This window comes from Methylobacterium sp. WL18 (assembly GCF_008040015.1).
Lineage (GTDB): Bacteria > Pseudomonadota > Alphaproteobacteria > Rhizobiales > Beijerinckiaceae > Methylobacterium > Methylobacterium mesophilicum.
Window position 1 is genome coordinate 1 of record NZ_VRVD01000890.1, and the last position, 1,494, is coordinate 1,494.

Here is a 1,494-nt window from a genome sequence, read left to right on the forward strand (position 1 = left end):
GGTCTCGGTGAGCTCCCGCCTCGGCGAGGGGACGACGACGCGCCTGGCCCTGCCGCTCAGCATGGCGGTCACCCGGATCATGATCGTGGAGCCCGAGGCACTTGGTCAGCACGACCTTGTGGGGGCCCGGCTTGCGCAGGGCCTCCAGCAGCGGCAGCGCCTCCTCGACGGTGCAGTGCCCTTCGAGGTGGACGGTCTTGCGGGCGATCCGGATGGCCATCACAGCAGCTCCCTGAGATCGAGGACCAGGAGGACCCGGCCGTCCCCCAGCAGCGTGGTGCCGGCATAGCCGCCGATGCCGGCCAGGACGCCCTCCAGGGGCTTCAGGATCACGTCCATCCCCTCCCGGAAGTTTTCGATGATCAGCCCGACCCGCCGGCCGTTGACGTGGCAGACCAGGACGGCGGCGTCGGCCTCGTCCTGGGTCTGCTGCTGCTGTTGCTCGGGCAGGTGCAGCAGGCGCGACAGGCGCAGCAGCGGGATGATCGTCTCGCGCAGCACGAAGGTCTCGGCCTTCTTGATCCTGCGGATGTGCGCGCGCGGCACCCGCACGGTCTCGACGATCATGTCCATCGGCACGCCGTAGAGGCTGCCGGCGGCCTCCACGATCATGATCCGGGTGACCGCCATGCTGAGCGGCAGGGCCAGGCGCGTCGTCGTCCCCTCGCCGAGGCGGGAGCTCACCGAGACCTGGCCGCCGAGCTTCTCCACGGTGGTCAGCACCACGTCCATGCCGACCCCGCGGCCGGACAGGTCCGAGATCTCCGCCGCCGTCGAGAAGCCCGGGCGGTAGATCAGGTTGATCGCCTCCTGGTCGGACAGGCGGTCCGCCTCCTCCTGGCCGATCACGCCCTTGGCGATGGCGGCGGCGCGGATCCGGGCCGGGTCGATCCCGCGGCCGTTGTCCTGGACCTCGATGACGACGCTGTCGGCCTCCTGGCGGGCCTTGAGCAGGATGCGCGCCGTCGCCGACTTGCCCGCCGCCCGGCGCTCGTCCGGCGATTCGATGCCGTGATCGAGGGAGTTGCGGACGATGTGCAGCAGGGGGTCGCCCAGCGCCTCGATGATGGTCTTGTCGGCCGCCGTGTCCTCGCCTTCGAGGGCGAGGTCGATCCGCTTGCCGAGCTTGCGCGCGAGGTCGCGCACCAGCCGGGGGAACCGGTCGAAGATCTCGGCCACCGGCAGCATGCGGACCTGCATGATCGCGCCCTGCATCTCCTGGGCGAGCCGGTCGATGACCGCGTACTGCTCCTTGATCTCGCGGGACATCTCCCGCGAGGCGTAGGTCTCCTCCGCCCGCTTGGCGAGGAACGGCAGGGCGTTCTTCGAGACGACGAGTTCGCCGATCAGGTTCATCAGCAGGTCGATCTTGGCCTGGTCGACCTTCAGGGATTTTGGGGCGATGCGGCCCTCGGGCTCCTTGCCGGCGGCAGCTGCGACCGGCGCGGCCTCCTCGGCGAAGGTCTGCGGCAGCGTCCCGGCAGGGTCCGGCGC

2 protein-coding genes are annotated in these 1,494 nt (G+C 70.3%); both read right to left on the reverse strand.

The annotated features are described in order from the left end of the window. A partial coding sequence (locus tag FV228_RS29380) for a hypothetical protein (protein ID WP_210247832.1) occupies positions 1 to 220 on the reverse strand: 220 nt, incomplete at its 3' end. Then, on the reverse strand, positions 220 to 1,494 hold a 1,275-nt coding region (locus FV228_RS29385; protein ID WP_147857681.1), incomplete at its 5' end, for a chemotaxis protein CheA. The genes FV228_RS29385 and FV228_RS29380, both read right to left, overlap by 1 nt.